The following is a 19,663-nucleotide window of genomic DNA, read 5'->3' on the forward strand; positions in this document are numbered from 1 at the left end:
TCTGCTCAGTGAGATGCGGTCGTAAGGTGCGCGGTGAGAGCGGTGCGGATGGTCGTCGTGCGGCGGTTGCCGGCGAGGTCCCGTGCCGCGATCGTCAGCCGCGTCGCGATCCCGCCGCGGGTGGCGCGCAGCGCGGCCCGTGCGGCGCGACTGAGGTGAATGTGGGCGACCGTCCGCTTCCCCGCGCGGGCGCGGAAGCGGGCGCCGCCGAGCAGGCGGCCGTCTCTGCCGGCGGCACGCAGCCTGATGGTGCCACGGCATGCGCCGTGGCCCGCGCCCTCGCGCGGCGAGCAGCCCAGCACGACCGCGACGACGCCCGCACGGCTGGCGCGCAGGCGGGCGCTCGCGAGCGTGATCCCCGGCGGATACGGGTTGACCTGGAAGCTGACCTGCTTCGCGGCTCCCGGGCTGCCGTCGGTGCCGACGGCGCGCACGGCGGCCATGTGATCGCCGGCGTCGACGCCAGCGAGCACGAACGGCGAGTTGCATGGCGTCCACGGGCCGTCGTCCAACCGGCACTCGTAGCCGCGCGCGCCGGGAACCGCGGCGAACGCGACGCGGGCGTCTTTCGCGCGTCCGAGCGCCGGGGGGCCCGCGGTGATCCGCGGAGCCGGCAACCGGCTCGGCGGCAAGGCGCCGCTCCCGGGCGGCGGCTCCTTCGCCGTCCCGCCGTCCGGCGCCGGCTGGGTCACCGTCGAGATCCCGTCGTCGGAACCGCACGCGGTCGTCGTCCCGTCGTTGTCGCCGTCGCCGCTGTAGACCGTCTCCCAGCGATAGTCACCGGGCGCCGGCGCGTCGAAGGGCGGCGACGCGTAGGTCCCGTCGCCGGCGACCGGCACCGGCCCGCTCTCGAACGCGGGCTGTCCCGCGCACGACCCGTCGGCCCAGGCGCGGAAGACGAGCGTGCCGGTCTGGCGGTAGCCGCCCGCGAGCGTCGCGGCGTCGGCGACCGGCGTGCCGAGCGAGGCGTCGCTCGCCGCCTGGGTCAGCGACGGCGCGGCCTTCGCGACCGTCGTCGTCTGCGCCGGGTCCTCGCACCCGCTCTCGCCCGAGATGGTCTGGTCGCCGCCCCAGTACTCGGCGCTCCAGCGATACGCCCCCGCGTGATCCAGGAGCTGGGCGGACGACCTGTAGACGCCGGGCCCGGAGACCGGGACCTCGCCCCACCACAACGGGGCGCCCGAGCAGTCCGGGTCGTCCGGGCCGTAGAGCGAGAAGGTGATCGAGCCGCCTGCGTCCGCTCTCACGTCCGACAGCGTCACGCTGTCCGCAGCGGTCTCGCCGATCGTCGCGGACGCCGGAGGCGCAGCGAGCAGCGACGCGACGTGCTGGCCGAGCAGCACCATCACGCGCTGCTCGCCTGACGCGGTGCCGACGACGAGGTCCGCCAGCCCGTCGCCGTTGAGGTCCCCCGCCGCGGCGCTGACTGCGGCCGTCTCGGGATCGGAGGTGTACAACTCGGCGCGCGACGCGTCCGCGAACGGCTGGCTGTGGCTGGGCTGCCCGTTCAGCAGCGCGACCTGCCGAGACGAGGGCTCGATCACGGCGAGGTCGTCGCGGCCGTCGGCGTCGAAGTCGGCCGCGACCACGCTCGCAGGCGCGCCGCCGCCGGCCAGCGGATGCGAGATCGCGCTCTCGAACCCGCTCCCCGGCGCGTGCATGCTCGCGACGACGAGTGGCGAGCCCGGGGCGGCGCCCGCGACGTCGACGCGGCCGTCGCCGTCGAAGTCGCCGAGCGCGATGCTCGAAAGCGCGCCGCCGAAGAGCTGGCCGGGGGTGAAGCCGAACGCGCCGAAGCCGCTGTTGGACCAGACCCGGACGCCGGAAGAGGAGTCGTCGCCGGTGAGCACGTCGAGGTCGCCGTCGCCGTCGGCGTCAGCGAGCTCGACGTCGGTCAGACGCGACTGCACCGGCGTCGAGGTCAGGCTCCCGAAATTGCGGTTCGAGCCGGCGATGAGCACGCTCAGCGAGTCGCCGGCGGCCACGATGTCCGGTCGGCCATCCCCGTCCATGTCGCCGATCGCGATCGCCTTCGGGCCGTTCCCGACGGGGAACGCCGAGGACCGGTTCGGGCTGAGCGGCGAAGGGCTTCCGTCGCCCCACATCACGATCACGCGACCGTGCGCCTCGTCGGTGACCGCCACGTCGAGATAGCCGTCGCCGTCGAGGTCGGCGACCGCGACATCCCCCAGCGCGGCCGGCCCCTGGCCGCTTGAGACGGTCTGTGGTGTCAGGAAGACGCCCTGCGCGACGTTGGCGATAAACGTCACCGTGCCGTCGGCGTTCGACGTCACGATGTCGAGGTCGTCCGGCACGCTGAGATGGCCAAGCGCCACGCCCGTGACGCTGTGGCCGGTGCCGAACGCGATCACCTGTCGCAGCCCGGCTCTCGCGTTCGCGGCCGCCGCCGTCCCCAGCAGCGCCGCCGCCGCGAGCGCCAGCGCGATCGCAGCCTGCCAGGCGCGACCGCGTCCGCTCCGCGATCCTGCACGTCCGGTCCTCACAACCCCTGCACCCCCGGCCTCCGTCCCGTGCATAGCGCTCGCGCCAGTCGCTGCCGACGACGACAAGCGTCATGGTGCCATACCGAGCGCGGCGACGGCAATGACCGCGGTCACAGTGACGGCCAGCGAGGGTCCTGGTCTCGAGCAATTCGGAGACCTCGACGCTGACGCGATAGCCGATCAGCCGCGCCTCGCTGCGCAACCCGCACTCCTCGGCATCGAGGATCTCCCCGAGGCTCACCCGCAGGTCGATCGCGATCATCCGGCGCAGGACGTCCCGCTCCGACTTGGTGACGCGCACGAGCACCCGGCGACCGCCGACGACGCTCTGCGCACGCGACTGTGCGCGTGAGGAACACTGGTCTTGCACCGAAAGCCTATTTTCGGTGCCGGGCCCGGGGTGTTGGCGCACCGCCGGGCCGCTTTTCACTTGATTGCTACCTACAGCACGCTGCCCGTAGGCGGACCGCAATCCAGTGCAAGGTACTACGCCAGCACGCGCACCTACGACGACTACGCGTGTCGTGAACCCGATCCAACGAGACGACGCGCCGACGGTGTCATTCCGGCCCAGCCCTATCTGCAGGCGGGGCGCGCGACGCCCTGCAGCGCCCCTGGCGGGTCGCCTCGGAGGCACGCATATCCTAAAGATTGCCTAAAAAAGCACCTGCAATAGCGCCTGCGCACCCACGCCGGAAAGGCAGAAAACCCCGCATATAGCGGGGCTTTCCTGTAATCGGGGCGCCGAGATTTGAAAGACTTAAGATAAGTCGCGTAGGCGCTTTTCCGCTGCTATTCGCTTGTTTGAGGTTCTGCGAAGTTTGCTGAGATCTGCGCGGGTTAGAGCCTTGGTTAGATCCTTCCGCCCGCAATTTGCTCTAGGTCCATGAGCCGGCGGTCCGCGATCTGCTGGACATCGCGCCCGCTGTCGCAGCCGTCTACGGCCCGGTCGCGCTGCCCGCGTTGTCGCGCACGTTGTCGGCCGCGCTCGTCGCGTTGGACCGGCTCGAGAACGACTCGCCCGAGGACGCCACCTTCTCGCCGTTGCCGGCCTTCGCGCGCCAGCGGTAGTTGCCGCCCGCATCCTCGTAGATCTCGTACGTATAGGTCTTGGCGCCGGCCTTGAATCCTTCGGCGGCGCGAGTGGCGTTGGACTGGCTGGCGAAGGACTCGCCGGAGCTGGCGACGTTCTGCCCGTTGCCGTCGAGCAAGCGCCAGCGGTAGCTCCCGCTGGCGTCGGCGTAGACGTCGAACTGCATGGCAAAGCCCCCTGGTAGGGAATCGGTACACGGAGATGTTCCTCGGCCCCTCGGACGGATCACTCCCGGCAGGTCCACCTTGCGTACGATGACCTCAACGATGCGTCCGAGCGAGACAAGTGACGGCAGAGCCTGGCTGCGCAATTTCCACCGATCAGATGCGGAACTCGCGACAGTCGTCCTCGACCGCTTGCGCTTCTTGAGCCTCGGCGACCTGCATGACAAGCTCCAGCGGTTCCTCGATCAGCCGCCTGGCAGCATCGTGCTCGAACGTCCGGCGCTCGTCGTTCCCGAGCGAAACCTTTCCCGTCTGGAAGAGGAGATGCCTGACCCTGCAAACGCCGTCGCCTGGCGTGATTTCGAACCGGGAGGCCCGATCTCTCTGCCATCGGGAAGCGACGGTTTCGTCGGGATGGTCCTGAGAGATTTCGCGCCGCGAGGCAGAAGACCGATCTCGGACTCAGGCCTGATTGCCCCGACCGCCGGTATCGAGGAGTTGCGGCAGCTGAGATGTCGCTCGATCGTGATCTTGACGGACTACGTCGGCTCGGGCTCTCAGGCGCAGACGCTCGCTGCCGCGATCGCTCGCCACCCCACGATCCGCAGCTGGCGTGCGCTCGGTGTCATCAAGATCCACGTCGCGGCCGTCGCGGCGCAACGTATCGGCATCGAGCGCCTCAGAGCGAGCCGATCAGTCGATCATGTGCACGAACTCGAGGTGGCGCCTTCGATCTGGACAACCTTCCCGGACCGCCACGTGCAGCAGGCCGTCATCGATCTCTGCGAGGGTTACAGCGCGAAGGGATGGCGCGCGCTCGGCTACGACGACGCGGCGGCGTTGTTCGTCACCCAGCGCAGCGCACCAAACAACCTTCCAGCGATCTTTCTTCAACAGGGTCCTGCCTGGCAGCCGCTGTTCCCCGGTCGCAAGATCCCGAAGCGCTTCGCGTCGGAGCTCGGCGCGTACCGTCCGTCGGAGAGACTTGAAGAACTTGCTGAACGAGTGGGTCACTTGCGTCTTGGCCGCAACGAACGCCTTCGCTCGATGCGGCGATCCAGTCGCGCCCTGCTGCACGTCCTCACCCAGGCGAGCCGCGAAGCGTCCGATGCTCTCCGCTTGGCGGAAGGCATGGGCATCGACGTTGCGGAGGCAGCAGCCTATCTGGTCGTCCTTCAGGACTGGGGCTTCCTCGACGGGTCCGGCCGCATCACGCCGGCCGGACGCACGGAACTGACCGAACACCGAAAAGGCCGACGGCGGACGACAGCACATTTGGCGGGGTCCTCTGAGCCGTACTATCCTCTCGCGCTGAGGTGAGGAGGTCGGACGGACACTTAGTGATGCCGGCGAACTTCCGCCGGCCGAGGGTCAGTGATCCACTGGCTCTTGAGGCGCGGCTCACCGCGTCTCTCCGGACAAGCTCACGCCTGTCGCGTGCAAGACAGACACACAGCCTGTCCTTCACACGGCTTGGGTCTGTGCGTCTGTCTCCTTCGGGATCAAATCGAACGTAAGTGTCCGGCCTTCCTCCTCACCTCAAGCGCCAGCAGGCCGCTGAGCTCCAGCGCGACCCCGAGACAATCCGAAGAGCGCACGCAGTCGCGAAAGGATTACACCGACGAGGCGTCGTTCCCGTCGTTACACTCGGCCACCTGGCCCACCTCACCGGCGCACGATCTCGCTATCTGCGCGAGATCGTCAACCGTAGCCGCGATCCCTACGTCGACATCGCCCGCCCTAAACGCGACGGCACATCGCGGCCGATCTCGAGCCCTGAGCCAATCCTCATGGACGTGCAGCGCTGGCTCCTCACCAACGTGCTCGACACTTGCGAGCCCCATCGTTGCAGCTGGGCATACCAGCGCAGACGCTCCATCGTCAGATGCGCCAACGAGCATGTCGGCGCCCGATGGCTCATAAAGCTCGACCTCCACGACTTCTACGGCAGCGTCAGAGAACCAGCCGCATTTGCGATCTTCAACAGACTCGGGTATCCGCGGCTGCTGAGCTTCGAGATGGCACGACTCTGCACTCGGAGTCCGACACAGTTGGGTGGCATTCGGGCTAGTCGTCTGCCCTACCGGGAGAAACGATGGCTCGGCGTCCTTCCACAAGGCTCGCCTACCAGCGGTGTCCTCGCGAACGCCGCAATGCTGGAGGTCGATGAAGAGCTCGCGGAACTCGCCGATGCGCTGGATCTCGTCTACACGCGATATTCCGACGACATCGTCTTCTCCGCTTGGGACGAGTTCTCCCGCGCCCGCGCTTCCGCGCTGATCACGGACGTCACCAACATCCTTCGCAACTCACGTTTTCGAGTGCACAGGCGCAAGACCACCGTGGTCCCTCCCGGCGCCCGGAAGATCGTCTTGGGGCTCGACGTGCTCGACGATCGAGTCGCCCTTCCGGCCCAGTTCAAACGCCGGCTTGAGGTGCACGTTCGAGGTGTCAAGCGATTCGGCGTCGTGAGCCACGCTCAGCACCGCAGATTCCGGTCGGTGCTGTCTATGGTCGACCACGTCGATGGATGTCTCGCGTTCGCGGGCAACGTTGACAGAGGGTTCGTCGATCGCCTCCGGCCTGAATGGGAAGCCGCGCTGCATGCCAACGGGTACCCCGACCGACAGAACACGTTCGAAGGATAGGAACACGAGCCAGCGCCCTACCGCTGTGATGGGCCGGGCCTACGAACGATCGCACACGGCCTGTTGCTCGCTCGCCTACGACAGCGGCGCTGCTCTGCGCTCTTTCGGCGAGCGCTTACGAGAGCCAAGCTCTTCGGGAAGTCGCCGCGGGATGCGGATGCGCGCGTGTTTCGTTCACGGAGCTAGGATCTCGCCATGCGCCGTGCATCCGGTCCCGTATCTGAGGACTTTGCCACCGTTCCTGGTCGGAGAGAGTAGTCGTGGCGGGTCCCTACGCCCCGACCGGGTTTCGCGCTGAGATCACGCCTGGGACGGCTGGCTTTCCCGGCCTTCAAGATCTCCACAACAATTTTCGTGAGTGGTACTCATGGGCCGTAGTCGCCTCGATCGCCGGGGCTGCTGGACTCTATTGCCACGTCCCCGTGATCGATGGCAACAAGACAGACGTTCGTCTCGAAACGGTCAGTATGTGGAACGGCAAGCAGCGCTCCGTTCGTCTCCAGCTCAAGGCGACGTCCAATATCGGGACGGCATCGGAGCACGGGATTGATTACGTCACAAAGTCGTTCGAGCGCGACTACTACGACGGGATGCAAGAACCAGCGCCGATCCCGCTTTTCCTTGTTCTGATCGCGTTGCCGCCACTGACCGCTCCGTGGACCCGAGTTCGACAGGGCATCCATGCGTTGCACGCGGCAGCTTGGTGGGGAAGAGTCACTGAACCTTCAAATGGGCTGGCCAACCAAACCGTGCGCATTCCAGCGAGCCAGCGCTTGGACCTTGCCGGCCTCCAAACAATGCTGATGCAGGCATGACGTCTCTCAATGTCTCACCGGCGGCGATCCGCCACGAGCTTCAGCGACTGGGGTTCCGCGAGTACGACACCGAAGGTCGTGCTGGGGTGACGTGGGCTCATCCCAGCCATTTGGACGGACCAGCGGTTCTCGTGCCTCGCGAAGACGACCATGCCCTGCGCGGCTACGAAGAAACGCTGGTATCGGCAATCCATCGTATCTCGTGGATCACTGAACAGCCTTTCGACGCGGTGGTAGCTCGGCTCGCGGGCGGCGCCAACCGAATGGAGCTTCGTATCCTCCATGCGTTGACGGTCCGAAACTCTCTCAGGGCTCTCGATGCACCAGTTGTCGTTAGATCGTTTGTAGACTTGATCAAGAACGGCGCTCGAACAGAGTTTACCGGCGCCCGCGTGGACCATCGCGGCTCGGGCGGCCCTGACTACGACGCCGCACTCGACGGAATTGAATTGCTTGCTCCAGAGCCCGGAAGCTTCCGGCTGGTCGCGATCTCTGTGGAGCTCCCACAAATGGCCTTTACAGGGAACGCCCCGATCAGATCTCGAGATGCACTCGTAGCAACACTTCGTAGCCTTGTCGCTCTTAGCGAAGAGAGCCGACCTGCGGATGAACTCGACGAGGATGATGTTGAGTCGCTCGTCGATGCCGGCGTTTCAAAACAGCTGCTCAATGCAATCGAAGGTCTTGCCATCACCGACAAATCTGGCTTGCGATTGGAGTTCAGCGGCGCGTGGGATCCCACGCTCCCTGCGCCGGACGCGCCAAGCAGAACTGTGGTGATTGGAGATGCGGAGATTAGTTTTGCGCGGGCATTGAAGCCGCTCCTCGCCCCCTACGAGCCGATCGATGACTATCAGCTCACTGGGTGGGTAGAAACCACGAAGGCCGAGGGGCTTTCTTTTGACGGTTTCCCGTCCGGAACCGTAGTCGTCCGCCAACGGGTCGCCGGACGCCTGCGGGACATTGTTGTTCAGTTGGACAGCGAGAGCTTTCCCCAAGTTCAAGCTGGTGTTTCGGAGGTGCGGATGCTCGGTACGCTCGAACGCATTGCCGGTCGGTGGCATCTCACCGATCCTCGCGACGTAGTCATTTCAAGAGCCGAGCCGCCTAAATCCTGACCCGCCGCATGACGGGTCTGGGACGCCTCTCGACAGAGCCATCGGTTCTAGTTGCCGCCACTGAGCGAGATGCGCGCGGCAGATCGGGTTCTACACCAGGAGATCACCATCAACTAGGGCGGTCCATACCGGGCACCATCCCTGGCGCGTGATCGCCGCCGCGACCATCCGAGACTCGTGCCGGTCGGGGAGCTGACCGCGGTGCCGCGCGCCACGGTTGTTCGTCAGCGGTGAGGAGCACGGAGCTGGTTTCATAGCGAGGCGTCATCAGATCCACAACGAAGGGGCCGTTGCTGCGGCGCTAGGCAAGGGTCGAATGAAAGCCCATCGTCAGGTACCGCGTAAAGACATCCTCGGCGACGCTGTCAGGGAGCGCGACGGCGCAGTAGCGCTTGGCTCGGGAGACGGAGACGAAGCCGATTCGCAATTCTTCGCGCTCGGAGGGGTCGACGTGCTCTTCAGCCACGATCGCGGAGAGCAGACTCGCTTGGTCGGTGCGGCCCGATCGCGAGGCGCCCTCGACAATCAGGAGAACCGATTCGATCGACCGTCCCTTGACGGCATGGACGGTGTGGACAGGTGGTGAGGTCGCCGCCGCCACGAAATGCGCGTCGGCCTGGACGGTCTTGTACTTCGGCAGATTCTTGAGCACGTCCCGTGGCTTGTGCGCCAGTTCCTGTCTGACACCGAGTTCTGTGAGTGCGGTCACCACGTGTGGGCGACAGGCGGCGGACCACTCGCCCAGGGGACCTTTCAGGGGAGGGAGGCGTGTGCGAAGACGTCCGACGACCAGTCGGAGCTTGCGTTGCTTGTCGTGCGGCAGGTCGTCGTAGTTCAGCTCTGGTCTGATGAGCCACAGCAGCGCGTCTTCGACGGCGCGGACATCGGCAGCGCTGAGGGTTTTGCCTGTGCTCGAGGCGGCGCCGAAGCGTCCGAGCGCGCGGAGCACTCGGTGCGAGTCGATCGAGATCCTGCCTTCGATCGTGTCAGCCAAGCGCGCCGCACGTACGACGACGACCGCCTCCGCGGGGTCAAGTCCGTGGAGCGCCAGCCGCGCATGGAACTGTTCGACAGCAGCAGCAGGTCGGTCGCGGTCGTATCGGTAGATCTCGGGTGGCACATCGCAGGCCGCGTTGGGTCCCTTCGCGATGTCGGCATGGGGTCGCTGCGTGAAACGGTGCGCTACGTCGCAGATGAGCTGTGAGGAGCGGAAGTTTGCTGTGAGGTTAAGCTCGTCGAGACCGCGTGCCGAAGCAAACTCCTGGAAGCGCTCGGGGTCTGCGCCCTGGAAGGCATAGATCGATTGCTCCGGGTCGGCGACGGTCACGAGCGACTTCAGCTTGCCGGTGTCCATGAGCGCTTCGAGGCACGCGAGTTGAACGTCGGAGGTGTCCTGCGCCTCATCGATGATGATCTCGTCGAAGCGGCCTGCGATGGCGCGGGCGATGCGCGGATAGCCGCGCAGGACTTGCAGCGCCCAGTAGAGCGCGTCGGAGTGGCTCACCACGCCGCTGCGGGCGTGCAGCGTCTTGAGCTGTCTGGCCTGTGCGGCGCCTTTCTCATTGATCTCGTCCAGATCCATGTAGTGGAAGTCCGAGGGGCGGGAGTGGCACAGCGCGTTCCCGTTGCGGTCGAAGTGGAAGTGCGCGACCGAGAGGCGCATTGTCTTTTCCTCGTTGAGGATGACTGCTTTCCAGCCTCGTGCGGCGTTGGCGTCTTGATCCCAGTCGGGGCCTCGGATCCGTAATCGCTTTCTGTAGTCGCAGACGAGATGGCCGAATGGTCGGAGCACGTAGGTGTTCAGGAACCTGTGCAACGTGTCGACGAAGTGCTCGCGCCCAAGGACGACATCTGTCTGGCGGCAGACTTCTCGGACTTCGTCGACGGCGACGTTCGTGTAGGACGCCACGGCGATGCGGCGTTCGCCGTCGCGAGCTGCATGCGCGAGTCGCAGGGCCACGGTGCGTGTCTTTCCAGAGCCTGGTCGAGCGGCCAACGTGAAGTTGCCTGGGTGGACGACGGCGGCCCGCTGCTGCTCAGTCAGTTCGTCGAGGGCAACCTGCAGCTTTGAGCGGCTGTCAGAAACCACAGGCGAAAGCGATCGCATCGCGAAGGTACGTGGGCGGTGAGAGTTTTCTTCCGCCGTCGAGTTGACTCACAAGAGCCTGCGCGAAACGTCCCTTGCTTTGGTTGCGTCTGATCGCGTCGAGGAACTCGTCGGCGCGCTCGTCCGGATCAGCGTCGGCTGCGAAGCGCCGACGGAGATCTCTCGCGATGTTGCGGTGGATCGCGGCCAGCGATTCGAGCAGCAGATCCCAATCGCCGGCGAGGACGAGTTCGCGTTCGAGCGTGCTGTGACCGTGATAGATCCTCACGGCGGGCCAGTGCTTGACGCGTGCGATGAGCGCACGGGTGGATGTCGAGAGCGTCTCATCGTCGCCTTCGTCGTCAGTCGTGCCGGTTCTGCTGTCGCCGTCGGTCACGAGGGCGCATCGGTAAGGGAGCCGATCGGGACCGAACAACTCGACGAACGGACCAAACGCGAGGCCTTCGACGTTGACCACCGTGACGCCGTACTCGTGCAGCGGCAGGTCGATGCCGCTGGCGAGTGCTGGGACGATCAACTGCTCGGCGATCCCTTCCACGAGCACCACACCTCGCGCGAACAGCAACCCCGATTTCGTCACGTCGAGGTACCGCCGCAGATGATCGAGATCCCGCGTTGGCAGGCCGAACTGCGACGGCGATCTCGCAATCGTCTTGCCGCCGGTCGACCGGCTCAGAACCGACACACGCTCAACGCCGGCTGCTGCCGCGAAGTTCGGCGAGTGGGATGTCACGATCGATTGAATCGGCGCCGCTTCGGACTGTGGATCGTCGGCAGGTTCCGCGTTCTGCTCCTGATCCTCGTCGGAGGAGTCAACTGTTGGTCCGCGTCGCGCGCGCTCGCGTTCCAACATCCCGCTTGGATCCTCGAGGAAGCGCATCAGGAGGTCTTGAAGCTGAGGGTGAAGGTGCGCTTCTGGCTCCTCCACGAGGAACACCGTCAGGAGCGCGTCGCGGTTGCCCTGCAATGCCGACAGCAGCGTCGCCATGAAGAGCAGGTTGTTGAAGCCGAGCCCGTTGCTTTCCAGATCGAGATCGCTGATCTCACCGGCGAATGCGCGCAGCTGACGAATGATCGCCTCGAACCGGGCTGGTGCGAACTGGAGATCGGACGCTTGGGCAAAGTTGGGCCCTGACATCGCGTGGAGGTGCTCGTCGATCGTCAGCTCGGCAGCCACCATCGACTCGACGCTGTCGAGCGCGGCGTTGGCCTCGCGGACGATTCCCTCCATGGCTGACCGGTCGGAGTGCCCTTCGGGAACACGGGTCCGCAGAAGCGCCGCAACCCGGTTGTTCGCGCCAGGGCGCAGCTCGCGAGCTGCATCGCGCAGAGCAGGGAGGTACACGAACTCGACGGCCTCCCGCGCCATGCGGTCGACCGCAGCGGCGCTGGCGTCTCCGCCGACGATCTCCGTATCGACCTTCCCAGTGGTCCCAAGTCTCGCCCGCAGCCGCAACCGAGCGAAGCCGTCACCAAGCAGCGGAGACAGACACGTCGCCATAACCGCTTCTTCATCGGCCGAGAGATCACTGAAGATGACCTCGATCTCAAAGTCGTGGCGAACCGTCGCTCCGCTTGAATCGCAGCTGAAATCCTCCGTGGTGATCCATCGTCGAGCTCGATGTCCGTCAGCTGGCCAGAGAACGGTTCGCAAAGCGTCGATCAGGTTGGTCTTGCCCGTGTTGTTCGCGCCGACAACGATGCACAGCGGCTTCGACAACGTCACTTCGCAGTCGAGATTCCGAAAGCCGTCCAGGCGCACACTCGCGATTCGCACGCGGTGACCCTATTGGGCGCGTCTGACGCGAAGGGCGAGAGCTGCGACTACACAGCCCGATGCCAATGCGAACGGGGCGCTGCAGTCTTCGTGTTGCGATTCGTTCATCTGGCTACGAGCGGAGGCGCAGCCGGCCGGTCGAGCGGGCCTTGACTCGTCATATTTTGCTGTCATAATCCGCGCATGCTCGAAATCGAACAGGCTGTGACGTACCTTCAGCGCCTTGCCGCTCCTACGCTCGAGGCCTTCGGGGAGGCGCGAGTCCTCTACGGAACGCTCCAGGAGACGCTAGAGCCGGTCCGCTTCCGCTTGAGTCGTCAGGTCGGCGGGGTGATCGACGGCGTTACGTACTGGGGCCTCTTTGCCACGTGCCTTGTCGAGCGGTTCGCCCGCGTGGAAGGTGTCGCTCGCGCTCTCGAAACGCATCCTCTCGCGCACCACTGGGTCATCGAGGAGCAGGTGACGGTCCAGTTGAAGTCGGATACCGGCAACCTTCCGTTGGATCAGCTCGTCCTCCCCGGTATGCGCGAGGTGCGGGGCATCGCAAGAGAACTCGTGGTCCTCACGTGGGATCACGATCATGTCGATCGCTTCGACCCGACATTCGTTCAGATGGACGGGAAGCGTGAGGCGTGGCGCGTTCCCGTCGCGGCGCTTCTCGATGAGCAGGTGGCAGCGATTGAACCTGTCACGCCCAAGGCGACCGTCACGTCGCCGCGGACCGGCGTCGCGTCGAACGAAGACGAGACGAACGAGCAGTCATGAACGTCGACGCCCTGCGCATTTCGCGCGAGGCGCTCGGCTGGACCCAGACGGACCTTGCTGGTCAAAGCGGTTTGGAGCAGTCTGACATCTCGCGGTGGGAGCGAGGCCTGCGCATTCCGAATGAGGACCAGTTGGCGCAGCTTTCGTTGACGCTGCGCGTTCCGGGCTCACTGCTCGCCTCAGACGTTCGCCTCACGCAGCCGGTGCATCGGACGCAACGAGCCGAGACCAAGCGCGTCGAGCGCATGGTCAACGGCCGTATTGAGTTGGCTCGGCTCGCCGCGTCGAGAATGCTCGCGGACCTCAACATCGACACGCCGTTTGAGTTCCCCACGGCGGATGATCCCGCTCCTCCTGATCCCGAGGATGCCGCCGACGCGATTCGCCGTGTATGGCGCGTTCCCGCCGGACCGATCAGAGATCTGACGGCATTGATCGAGAGCGCCGGCGCGGTCGTGCTGCCGGTCGACTTCGGTGATGCGAGCGTTCTCGCGGCCTATGCTCACTTGCGCGGCGATCATCGATGGTGCTTCCTGAACACCCGTTCCGTCGACGGTGCTCGAGTGCGATTCAGTCTCGCCCACGAACTTGGGCATGCCCTTCTGCACTGGGACCGGTTCGACGCGCCGGACGGGAAAGACGCCGAGCGGGAGGCACATCGCTTCGCGGCCGCTTTCCTCATGCCACGCAGAGACATGGTCGCCGCACTCGGTCGGATCCGCTTCTCGCTCGACGAACTGGTGACCTATCGGATGCGTTGGGGGGTCTCTGTGCAGGCGCTCATAACACGCGCGCGAGATCTCCGCCTCATCAGTCCCGATCAGTACACACGGCTGTGGAAGCAGATCAGCGCGCGGGGATGGCGCAGATCGGAGCCAGGGAACGTCCCACTTGAGCGCCCCTCCGTGCTCTCCGACGCGCTTACGATCCATCGCACCCAGCATGGGTACTCCGACTCGGACCTCGCCCAGATCTCGGGGCTGGGCTTGGATCGTCTCGCCGAACTGCTTCCGGAGCACTTCGTTCGCCGTGAGGGTCGGCGACCCACTCTCAGCGTGGTGCGATAGAGCCGCCGGCCACAACGGCCAGCTGCGGCCTTGCCGCATCACGCGGCGGCGCCGGCCGCGCGAACGCAGCCGCCACCATCTCCCCCTCATGCTCGCTCGGCGCGTAGTCGGCATAGCGCTGCGTCGTCGTGAGGTCGCGGTGCCCCATCCATTCCTGGAGCGTGCGCAGCGGGACGCCGGCGGCGGCCATGTGGGTACCGAAGGTGTGGCGCAGGTCGTGGAAGCGGTGGGACTCGTCGATGTCGGCGTTCTTGAGCGCGAGGCGGAAGCGGCGGGCGATGTTGGCCTTTAGGATGAACGCCGCCGTGGTCGGGGTGGGCGAAGACGAGATCGTCGGGCCGGCGCCAGCGCGAGCCGGCTTCGAGGGTGCGCAGTGCGGCGGCCAGCTCGGGCGTCATCGGGACTGAGCGGGTGGAGCGGCGGGTCTTGGGGGTGCCGAATTCGCCGCAGGTGTAGTTGCGGCGGATGCGGATGCGGGCGGCGTGCCAGTCGACGTCTCTCCAGCGCAGCGCGACCAGCTCGCCTTTGCGCATGCCGGTCATGACGGCGGCCATGAACATCGGTTTGTCGATGTGTTCGAACATGCCTGGGTGGACGTGGGCGAGCATGCGGTCGATCTCGTCGAGGGTGAGGAAGCGGACTTCCTGGGGCTCGGGGACGGCGGGCAGCTCGATGCCTTCGCATGGGTTGGAGAAGGCGTATCTGCGGTGTGGGGCCTTGGCGAAGTTGAAGAGCGCTGAGAGCGTGCCGAGGATGTCGCGGACGGTCTTGGGCGCGAGTCCTCTGCGTTCGAGCAGGCCCATGAGCGTGATCACCTCGGCGGCTTCGAGCGCGTCGACGGGGCGTCTGCGGAAGAACGGGTCGAGGTGGACGCGGACGTCGCTCTCTATGCCTATGAGCGTGCCTTTCTTGCGACCGCGGCGTCTGGCGTTCTCGACGTAGAGCGCGCCGAGGTCGGCGATCGTGATGCGGTCGTCGGCGATCTGCTTGACCTCGGTCTCGTAGATCATGCGCCGCAGCTTCTCCTCGGCCTGCAACTCGGTCAGCCCGCCGTCGCGGCTGTTGCGGCCGCGTTTGGGGCCGATGTGGCGCTTGAGGCGTCTGCCGCTGGCGTACCAGGTGCCGTAGTAGACCTCTTCGCCGCTGGCCGTCGTGCGGATGAGCAGGCGGCCGGAGCCGCGCTTGCGGCGGCCTCTGCCGGCCGGCCGCTCTCGGAAGCCGGTGCTGGTTCTGCTGCGTGGTCTTCTCGCTCTGGCTCTTGGCACGGTCGCTGCGATGGTCGGGCTGCTGCTGGGCAGGAGCGGCCGACGCTACGGGGAGCGGTCATCCAGACCAAGGGGCTTTGCCAGGACCACGACGTTGTGCCGCCCACCAACGTCGCAGCTCCGCGGGTTCGAAGCGCACATAGCGGCCGAGCCGCAGGTGCGGGATGCGCTGCGCGCGCGCCTGGGCGAGCACCCACGTCTTGGGCACGCCAAGCAGCTCGGCGGCGGCCTGCGCGTCGATCAGGCCGGCGGGCGGCTCAGCGGCCGGGTCGAGGTTCGTGATCGTCGGGGTCGGCGTCTCGGTCATCGATTAGCCATCCGGTCGTCGTTTCAGGGTCGGTGGGGGTGGTGAAGATCGGCGCGAACGGGCCGGGCTCGGTGAGGTCGTCGAGCAGGCAGATCGCGGACTCGGCCTCGGGCGTGGCGGTGAGCAGCGGGTCGGCGCGGCAGAGTCCGAGGACGGTGCGTCGCCGTTGCAGCAGCCGTTCGCGGCGCTGGCCGGCGAGCACGACGATGACGCTCGGGAAGACGGCGTAGCTGTGGGTCCAGAGCGGTTCGGGCGGGTCGTCGGGGTCCTCGGCGGGTTGGTAGTGGTGGTAGAGGCGGGCGTACTTGGCGAGCTTGTCGGCGAGGTGGTCGACGGGGATCGTCGCGCGGTCCAGCTCGATGAAGCGGGAGTGGAAGCTCGGCCCGTGGTCGCTGTTGAGCTGGTAGGTGAGGACGGCGTCGGCGATCAGTTGCTCGGGCGTGCGGCGGCCCGGCGGTGGGCCGAGCGGGTGCGCGATCTCGTGGCGCCAGCTCAACGGTCCGCAGTCGTCGCCGCGCTCAGGCACCGGAAGCGTCATGGCTGCCCTCCCTTTCTCCCGCTCGACCACGGCAGGTCGGGATCTCGCGTGTGCGCGCTGCGCGCCGTAGCATCGCCTCTCATAGAGACGCGCACGGCACTCACTGCCTGAACTCGATGCTCGCCAGAACCGGCGGGGACACGTCGGCCCCGACGCTGGATTCGATCTGGCCCGTGATCCAGCAGTGGGCCGCTACACCCGTCGCCGACGTCAGCGGGCACGACAGCGACCTGATGCTCTACGAAACCGCCCTGTCACTCAAACCCGCGTCACGTCACGGATCGCCACCGCACTTCTGGATCGGCATCACACGCCAGTTCGCCCCCGACCGCGAGGAAGTCGAGGGCATCTGCATCGCGCTCGGATACGAGCACGACGAAGATCCCGCCGCCACCGTCACGATGAGCGGACCCGAGCACGGCTACGGGGCGCAGACATGGGGACAGGCCGGAACAGACGAGATCCCAAGATGGTCGAGAGCAGTCGAAACCGAGCGCGGATTCGCCGTCGCCCGCCACCGAATCCCGCGTAGCATGACCATCGAATACGGCGGCGGCTGATCACCAGCCGAATACCGCCGCCATGTGATCCGCGCCGATCTCACCCGTCGAGGGCGGCACTGTCGCCCCGCGGAATGCCATGCACTCCCGCCGCTCGTGTCGAAGGCGGCGACGAGAGCGGGCGACATCACCAGCGGATCGTAGGCTACAGCGAAGGTGATCGCTGCCTTACGAGACCGCCCTGAAGCGCGTCGGTGCGATCTCTGTCGCGCGCCTGACCATCGGCGAGTCCTATCCGTGCAGCGATGCCAGAGATCGCCCGCACGGTGGTCCTCGTCTGTCGGGTGAGATCGTCCACGCGCTGCTCGATCCGGACCAGCCGATCGCTGTGATCCAGCCGCACGAGGCGCTCTATGACCGCGTCGCGGATGAACGCCGCATGCGCGATCCCGAGCGTTTGGCACCGAGGCGAACGATTCGACGGCGCGGCAGGCGATTTGCGCGCAGCCTCGTTTCCACGCGGCATTCTGGCCGGGCGCTTGTCTCCTGACCGACTCTAGGAATAAGCGTCGTTCGGCCGAGGCAGGCGAAAGGCCCCGGCGATCATAAGGGGAAGGTAATCGCCGGGGCCGTAATTCACGCATGGCGACGCTGCCGCTTGTCCGAGGGGCGCCGTGCGGAGCGTCACGCGTGTTCGCCTTCGTGGGCGCGGGCGACGACATGGCCGTTCGCCCGCTTGCCGCTCCGTCAACGCGGGGTTATCCGGAGTGCTGCGAGCATCATGTGGCGCCATCCGATTCTCAGCAATGCCAATTTCAGAAACTTCCGCAGATCTACGATGCGGGGCGGTTGTGGAGCTGCTCCGCTGTCGCGTGAAAGTGGTGTAAGGTCGCTCCGTGAGCCTGTGCGCCAGGGGCGCGTGCGGGTGGGAGGAATCGGAACGGGGAATATGGGTGCTGGGGCTCCTCATGGTCTGAAGTACGCGGTGCTCGGGTTGGTGATCGAGCACAGGGGCTACGCCTACCGGCTCGCGCAGCGGCTGGAGGAGCTCGTCGGCGACGCGTACGAGCTGAACCCCAGCGCCGTCTACACCGCGCTCAACCAGTTGGAGAGCGCAGACCTGATCGAGATAGACGAGCGCGCGAGCGTCGGCGCCACACGCCGCAGCCCGCGCGTCGTCTACGCCGCTACTGTCGCCGGCCGGGCGGTCTTCGAGACGTGGATCACCACGCCGCCGACCAAGCCCGACCCGATCCGGTTCGAGTTGGTGCGCAAGCTGGCAGTCAGCAAGCCCGATCACGGCGAGCGGCTGTTGGGGATGATCGAGCGCGCAGAGCTTGAGTGCCTGGACAGAATCGAGGCCGCGACCCTGCGCATGGGTCAGACAAGCGGCGCGGACCGCTGGGACGCCACCACCAACAGGCTGGTCCACCAGTACGGGATCCGTCAGCTTCACGCGCGCCTGGAATGGCTGCGCGACGCTCACGCCGCCGTTCAGCGCCTCACGGACGAGGCCGCCGCCTCCGACGAGGTTCCGTGAATGTTGCGGTTCGAGGGCGTCACGAAGCGGTATCTGCGCTTCCCGCGCGAGATCGTCGCGCTCGACCGGATCTCGCTCGAAATCGCGGCCGGCGATCGGTTCGGGGTGCTGGGCTCAGCTCGCGCGGGCAAGTCGACGCTGCTGCGCCTCGCCGCGGGGTTGGAGCGGCCGGACGAGGGATCGGTCTGGTTTCGCGATCGGGACCTCGCGACCGTGTCACGCTCTGAGCAGGAGCACCTGCTGCGACACGAGATCGGCTGCGTCTGGCAGACCGCGAGCGCCGGCAGCCGCATCGACATCGTCCAGTACGTGGCGTGGCCGTTGTTCAGCGCAGGCGTCCGCTATCGCAGAGCGATACGACAGGCACACGAACTCCTCGCCCGTGTCGGCGCGCAGGCATGCGCGGGTGCGCAGCTGTGCGAGCTTGCCGCCAGTGAGCTGACGCGGGTGTCGCTGGCGCAGGCGTTGATCCGCGAGCCGAGCCTGCTGCTCGCCGACGAGCCGTCCAAGACGCTGGACCCCATCGAGCGCGACGAGATGCTTGAGCTGTTGCGGTCGACCGTCTGCGACAAGCGGATCACGTTGGTCGTCACCGCCGGCGATGCGACCGGCATCGTCGCGCCGACGCAGCTGGCGTCGCTTGATCGTGGGCGGCTGGTCGTGAGAGCGCGCCGCGGCGGGCAGGTCGTCCCGATCCAAGGGCAGCGCCGCCGCCCGAGCACCGGATAGCGGTCGCCGTGCTCGAACTGCGCTCGATCACGAAGCGCTTTCGTTCCGGTCCGGAGCTGGTCACGGCCGTTGACGGCGCGTCGCTGACGGTGGCGCCCGGCGAGCTGATCGCGCTCTACGGACCGAGCGGATCGGGCAAAACGACGGTCCTTAGCATTGCGGCTGGCATCGTCAGACCCAACGCGGGCACAGTGCTCTTCCAGGGGCGCGACATTGGCGCCTTCAGTGAGCGCGAGAGCGTGCGCTACCGCCGTAGCGAACTGGGGTTCGTGTGGCAGTCGTTCCAGTTGCAGCCGGGCTTGTCCGCGCTCGACAACGCGGCGACGAAACTGCTCGCCGAGGGCATGAAGATGAGAGCGGCGCGCGCCCGCGCGCTCGGCTACCTCGACCTCGTCGGCCTGGCTGCGCGCGCCGACCATCTCCCGGGCGAGCTGTCGACTGGCGAGCGCCAGCGGGTGAGCATCGCTCGCGCGCTCGCGAACGAGCCGAGGCTCGTGCTCGCCGACGAGCCGACTGGGAACCTCGACACGCGCCGTGGCGCGCAGATCCTCGACGTGCTCGCGCAGGCGTGCGCCGATCGCGACGTCGCCGTCCTGCTGGTCACCCACGACGAGCGCGCCGCGGCCTACGCGAGCCGCGTGCTTGCGCTCCGCGACGGGCACATCGAGGACGGCGCGGCCGACCACGCGTCGCAGCTCCGGTCGGCGGACATGATCGGCGGCTGAG

Annotated in this window: 17 protein-coding genes and 1 pseudogene; 10 read left to right on the plus strand and 8 right to left on the minus strand. The window is 66.6% G+C overall.

The window, feature by feature from the left end:
- Positions 1-5: 5 nt before the first annotated feature.
- Together Q7L65_RS04400 and Q7L65_RS04405 are read right to left on the minus strand one after the other, a co-directional pair.
- Positions 6-2,504, minus strand: coding sequence for an FG-GAP-like repeat-containing protein (locus Q7L65_RS04400; RefSeq protein ID WP_304719034.1), 2,499 nt, complete (start codon positions 2,502-2,504; stop codon positions 6-8).
- Positions 2,505-3,442: 938 nt separating this feature from the next.
- Positions 3,443-3,763, minus strand: coding sequence for a DUF1508 domain-containing protein (locus tag Q7L65_RS04405; RefSeq protein WP_304719035.1), 321 nt, complete (start codon positions 3,761-3,763; stop codon positions 3,443-3,445).
- Between the two features lie 88 nt (positions 3,764-3,851).
- Between Q7L65_RS04405 and Q7L65_RS04410 the strand changes: the two genes are divergently transcribed.
- The 4 genes from Q7L65_RS04410 (at position 3,852) to Q7L65_RS04425 (ending at position 8,342) form a co-directional block, all read left to right on the plus strand.
- Positions 3,852-5,081 carry a hypothetical protein gene (locus Q7L65_RS04410; protein WP_304719036.1) on the plus strand — a complete coding sequence of 410 codons (1,230 nt, stop codon included), beginning with the start codon at positions 3,852-3,854 and terminating at the stop codon, positions 5,079-5,081.
- A 197-nt stretch (positions 5,082-5,278) separates the two neighbouring features.
- Entirely contained in the window at positions 5,279-6,409 is a 1,131-nt protein-coding gene (locus Q7L65_RS04415; protein ID WP_304719038.1) for a reverse transcriptase family protein, read from the plus strand.
- A 260-nt stretch (positions 6,410-6,669) separates the two neighbouring features.
- Positions 6,670-7,224, plus strand: coding sequence for a DUF4365 domain-containing protein (locus tag Q7L65_RS04420; protein WP_304719039.1), 555 nt, complete (start codon positions 6,670-6,672; stop codon positions 7,222-7,224).
- Positions 7,221-8,342 carry a hypothetical protein gene (locus tag Q7L65_RS04425; RefSeq protein ID WP_304719040.1) on the plus strand — a complete coding sequence of 374 codons (1,122 nt, stop codon included), beginning with the start codon at positions 7,221-7,223 and terminating at the stop codon, positions 8,340-8,342. Before Q7L65_RS04420 ends, Q7L65_RS04425 begins: the two co-directional genes overlap by 4 nt.
- A gap of 301 nt (positions 8,343-8,643) precedes the next feature.
- On the opposite strand, the gene Q7L65_RS04430 is transcribed toward Q7L65_RS04425, so the two are convergent.
- Both Q7L65_RS04430 and Q7L65_RS04435 read right to left on the minus strand, forming a co-directional pair.
- Positions 8,644-10,431 (minus strand): UvrD-helicase domain-containing protein, encoded by a 1,788-nt coding sequence (locus tag Q7L65_RS04430; RefSeq protein WP_304719041.1) that lies wholly within the window; start codon positions 10,429-10,431, stop codon positions 8,644-8,646.
- Positions 10,421-12,226, minus strand: coding sequence for an ATP-dependent endonuclease (locus Q7L65_RS04435; RefSeq protein ID WP_304719042.1), 1,806 nt, complete (start codon positions 12,224-12,226; stop codon positions 10,421-10,423). The genes Q7L65_RS04430 and Q7L65_RS04435 overlap by 11 nt, the downstream gene beginning before the upstream one ends.
- 183 nt (positions 12,227-12,409) lie before the next feature.
- Here Q7L65_RS04435 and Q7L65_RS04440 point away from each other — a divergent pair, with 183 nt between their 5' ends.
- Entirely contained in the window at positions 12,410-12,991 is a 582-nt protein-coding gene (locus Q7L65_RS04440) for a hypothetical protein (RefSeq protein ID WP_304719044.1), read from the plus strand.
- On the plus strand, positions 12,988-14,058 hold the full coding sequence (locus Q7L65_RS04445; RefSeq protein WP_304719045.1) for an XRE family transcriptional regulator: 1,071 nt from the start codon (positions 12,988-12,990) through the stop codon (positions 14,056-14,058). Before Q7L65_RS04440 ends, Q7L65_RS04445 begins: the two co-directional genes overlap by 4 nt.
- Here the strand turns inward: Q7L65_RS04445 and Q7L65_RS04450 are convergent.
- The 4 genes and pseudogenes from Q7L65_RS04450 to Q7L65_RS04465 all read right to left on the minus strand — a co-directional run bounded on the left by Q7L65_RS04450 (position 14,042) and on the right by Q7L65_RS04465 (position 16,168).
- Entirely contained in the window at positions 14,042-14,389 is a 348-nt protein-coding gene (locus Q7L65_RS04450) for a tyrosine-type recombinase/integrase (protein ID WP_370552521.1), read from the minus strand. The genes Q7L65_RS04445 and Q7L65_RS04450 overlap by 17 nt on opposite strands.
- A pseudogene (gene xerC / locus Q7L65_RS04455) lies at positions 14,382-15,068 on the minus strand (tyrosine recombinase XerC); the annotation flags it as partial. The gene Q7L65_RS04450 and the pseudogene xerC, both read right to left, overlap by 8 nt.
- A 313-nt stretch (positions 15,069-15,381) precedes the next feature.
- Positions 15,382-15,630, minus strand: coding sequence for a helix-turn-helix domain-containing protein (locus Q7L65_RS04460; RefSeq protein ID WP_304719047.1), 249 nt, complete (start codon positions 15,628-15,630; stop codon positions 15,382-15,384).
- Positions 15,581-16,168 (minus strand): replication-relaxation family protein, encoded by a 588-nt coding sequence (locus Q7L65_RS04465; protein WP_304719048.1) that lies wholly within the window; start codon positions 16,166-16,168, stop codon positions 15,581-15,583. The genes Q7L65_RS04460 and Q7L65_RS04465 overlap by 50 nt, the downstream gene beginning before the upstream one ends.
- A gap of 116 nt (positions 16,169-16,284) precedes the next feature.
- On the opposite strand from Q7L65_RS04465, the gene Q7L65_RS04470 reads away from it, so the two are divergent.
- The 4 genes from Q7L65_RS04470 (at position 16,285) to Q7L65_RS04485 (ending at position 19,662) form a co-directional block, all read left to right on the plus strand.
- Positions 16,285-16,728, plus strand: coding sequence for a hypothetical protein (locus tag Q7L65_RS04470; protein WP_304719049.1), 444 nt, complete (start codon positions 16,285-16,287; stop codon positions 16,726-16,728).
- A gap of 889 nt (positions 16,729-17,617) precedes the next feature.
- Positions 17,618-18,208 carry a PadR family transcriptional regulator gene (locus Q7L65_RS04475; protein WP_304719050.1) on the plus strand — a complete coding sequence of 197 codons (591 nt, stop codon included), beginning with the start codon at positions 17,618-17,620 and terminating at the stop codon, positions 18,206-18,208.
- Complete coding sequence (locus Q7L65_RS04480; protein WP_304719051.1) at positions 18,209-18,937, plus strand: ATP-binding cassette domain-containing protein; 729 nt, start codon at positions 18,209-18,211, stop codon at positions 18,935-18,937.
- Between the two features lie 8 nt (positions 18,938-18,945).
- The gene (locus tag Q7L65_RS04485; protein ID WP_304719052.1) at positions 18,946-19,662 is read left to right on the plus strand and encodes an ABC transporter ATP-binding protein; all 717 of its coding nucleotides are present in this window, start codon (positions 18,946-18,948) and stop codon (positions 19,660-19,662) included.
- The last annotated feature ends 1 nt before the right edge of the window (position 19,663 follow it).

This window comes from Conexibacter sp. CPCC 206217 (assembly GCF_030646165.1).
In the GTDB taxonomy this organism is placed as follows: domain Bacteria; phylum Actinomycetota; class Thermoleophilia; order Solirubrobacterales; family Solirubrobacteraceae; genus Conexibacter.

Excerpts from the sequence above, each read along its gene's own strand:
- Q7L65_RS04460 (WP_304719047.1), bottom strand. The coding sequence starts at position 15,630 with ATGACCGAGACGCCGACCCCGACGATCACGAACCTCGACCCGGCCGCT.
- Q7L65_RS04480 (WP_304719051.1), top strand. The coding sequence starts at position 18,209 with ATGTTGCGGTTCGAGGGCGTCACGAAGCGGTATCTGCGCTTCCCGCGC.
- Q7L65_RS04405 (WP_304719035.1), bottom strand. The coding sequence starts at position 3,763 with ATGCAGTTCGACGTCTACGCCGACGCCAGCGGGAGCTACCGCTGGCGC.
- Q7L65_RS04470 (WP_304719049.1), top strand. The coding sequence starts at position 16,285 with ATGCTCGCCAGAACCGGCGGGGACACGTCGGCCCCGACGCTGGATTCG.
- Q7L65_RS04440 (WP_304719044.1), top strand. The coding sequence starts at position 12,410 with ATGCTCGAAATCGAACAGGCTGTGACGTACCTTCAGCGCCTTGCCGCT.
- Q7L65_RS04445 (WP_304719045.1), top strand. The coding sequence starts at position 12,988 with ATGAACGTCGACGCCCTGCGCATTTCGCGCGAGGCGCTCGGCTGGACC.
- Q7L65_RS04475 (WP_304719050.1), top strand. The coding sequence starts at position 17,618 with ATGGGTGCTGGGGCTCCTCATGGTCTGAAGTACGCGGTGCTCGGGTTG.
- Q7L65_RS04465 (WP_304719048.1), bottom strand. The coding sequence starts at position 16,168 with ATGACGCTTCCGGTGCCTGAGCGCGGCGACGACTGCGGACCGTTGAGC.
- Q7L65_RS04425 (WP_304719040.1), top strand. The coding sequence starts at position 7,221 with ATGACGTCTCTCAATGTCTCACCGGCGGCGATCCGCCACGAGCTTCAG.
- Q7L65_RS04410 (WP_304719036.1), top strand. The coding sequence starts at position 3,852 with ATGACCTCAACGATGCGTCCGAGCGAGACAAGTGACGGCAGAGCCTGG.